The organism is Streptomyces rimosus subsp. rimosus, assembly GCF_000720725.1.
In the GTDB taxonomy this organism is placed as follows: Bacteria; Actinomycetota; Actinomycetes; order Streptomycetales; family Streptomycetaceae; genus Streptomyces; species Streptomyces rimosus_A.
Window position 1 is genome coordinate 1 of sequence record NZ_JOCQ01000213.1, and the last position, 2420, is coordinate 2420.

Annotated in this window: 1 protein-coding gene and 1 pseudogene; both read left to right on the top strand. The window is 71.7% G+C overall.

The window, feature by feature from the left end; genetic code table 11:
- On the top strand, positions 1 to 2026 hold a 2026-nt coding region (eccCb, locus tag IH45_RS0142455), incomplete at its 5' end, for a type VII secretion protein EccCb (protein ID WP_030682470.1).
- A gap of 85 nt (positions 2027 to 2111) precedes the next feature.
- Positions 2112 to 2420: pseudogene (locus IH45_RS0142460) on the top strand (DUF6177 family protein); the annotation flags it as partial.

The following is a 2420-nucleotide window of genomic DNA, read 5'->3' on the forward strand; positions in this document are numbered from 1 at the left end:
CTATCTCTCGTACCGGCTGGGCCTGCGGACCTTCTCCGCCGACGAATCCCGTACGGTCCTGGACACCACGGACGCCTTCCACCTGCCGCCGCTGCCCGGCTTCGGCTACCTCAAGGTCGACACCAGCCACTACGACCGTTTCAAGGCGAGCTACGTCTCAGGCGCCTACCGCGGCCCCGTACAACGCCTGGAGGAAGAGGACGGCGGCCCCCTCGCCCTCCCCTACGACGCCTTCAGCTCCGCCCCCTCGGCGGAGGGCGCGCAGGAGCAGGAGCCGACGATGCGGCGCCGGGAGACGGGACCGAGCGATCTGGGCGTCATGGTCGAGCAGCTGGCCCACGCCGCCGGTTCGGTGCGCCGCATCTGGCTGCCCCCGTTGCCCGGTGCGCTCGCCCTGGACAAGGTTGCCGGGCCGCTGGGCGTGGGTGCGCTCGGTATGCGGCTCGCAGGGCGCCGCGGCCCCCTGGAGGTACCGCTCGGTCTGCTCGACGATCCGGCCAGGCAGTGGCAGGGGCAGTGGTACCTGGACCTGACGGTGGCGGGCGGCCACGCCGCTGTCATCGGCGGCCCGCAGTCCGGCAAGACCACACTCCTGCGCACCCTCGTCCTGTCACTCGCTCTGACCCATACCCCGCAGGAGGTCGGCGTCTACGGCCTCGACCTGGTCGGCGGCGGTCTGCAGGCCGTGGCGGGACTGCCGCACGTCGGAGGTGTCGCGGGCCGCGCCGACCGCGAACGCGCCGTCCGCACCGTCGAAGAGGTACGGAACATGCTCGCGGTCAGGGAGGAGCTGTTCCGCGAGCACGGCATCGACTCCGTCGAGCAGTTGCGCGGCCTGCACGCGGCGGGCCGGCTGCCCCAGCTGGCCTCCGCCGAGATCGTCCTGGTCGTCGACGGCTTCGGCGCGCTGCGCGACGACTTCGAGGAGCTGGAGGACGATGTCGCCGACGTCCTGCAACGCGGTGGCGGTTACGGCGTCCACGTCGTGGCGGGCATGCTGCGCTGGAACGACGTCCGTATCGCCGTCCAGTCGAACTTCGGCACGCGCGTCGAGCTGCGGCTGAACGACCCCGGCGAGTCCAGCATCGACAGCAAACTGGCAGCGACCCTGTCACCCGACGAGCCCGGCCGTGCCCTGACCGCCGGCAAGCTCTTCGCACAGGTCGCGCTGCCCCGTACGGACTCCCTCGCCGACACCGCCGACCTGGGCGCCGTACTGGAGCGTACGGCCCGGACGGTCCGTGCCACCTGGAGCGGCGAGGTCGCCCAGCCGGTACGGGTACTGCCACACCTCCTGGAGCCCCGTCTCCTGCCGGGCCCGGTCACCGAACCTCGGCGGGTGCCGATCGGCCTGGCCCAGGCACAGCTCGAACCCGTTCTGCTCGACCTGTTCCGGCACGACCAGCATCTGCTGATCATGGGCGACAGCGCATGCGGCAAAACCAACCTCCTCAAGGTGATTGCCGACGGACTCATCGAACGCCATGGCGAGGACGAGCTGGTGTTCGCCGTCATGGACCCGAGGCGCGGTCTGCGCGGCGCGGTCCCCGAGGAGTTCAACGGCGGCTACGCGTACAACCCCAAGCTCTGTGCGGGCCTGGCCGCGGGCATCGCCACCGTGCTGGAACAGCGGCTGCCCGACGACAGCGCGCGGCTGGAGGACCTGGAGCCGGGCAGCTGGGGCGGCGGCCCGCGGATCGTCGTCCTCGTCGACGACTACGACGTGCTCACCACCGCCGGCCAGGACCCCTTGGCCCCGTTTCTGCCCTACATCCCCTCCGCCGTGGACATCGGTCTGCATTTCGTCCTGACGCGCCGCGTGGCAGGAGCCTCCCGCGGCATCTACGAACCCCTCGTCCAGGGCCTTCGCGAGTCGGGGTCCGCAGCTCTCGTCATGGCGGGGGACCGCGGTGAGGGCCAGCTCTTCCCCGGCGTGTACGCCTCCTGGCAGCCTCCCGGACGCGGCGTCCTGGTCCGCAGGGGCCGCCCCAACAGCATCGTCCAGACCGTGTTCGCCGCGCGGTGACCCACCGGCGACGGCCCCCCGCACACGCCGGACCCACGACACGTACGGCATCCACCCCTCGAACGGCAAAGGACCGGACGACCACATGACCAAGGACGTCATCGCCCTCACCCAGCGCATGCCCGACCCGTCGGCTGTGGTCGCGGGCCTGCTCTCCGGAGGTCCCGACAAACTGGTGGACACCGCAGGTGAGGGCGCCGTCGTGCGGCTGTGCGACGAGGAGGGCCGACCGCTCGTCTCCGTGGAGTCACCGCTGCTCGTGCAGGTCGCCGGCGAGGCGGAACGGCTGCTGGGTGCCACCCCGCCGCCGCTTCCGTACTGGTGGACCGAAGCCCGCGCCACCACCGGCGTCGAATACGCCGAGCACCTCGCGGGCACCTTCGCCGCCCGGCTG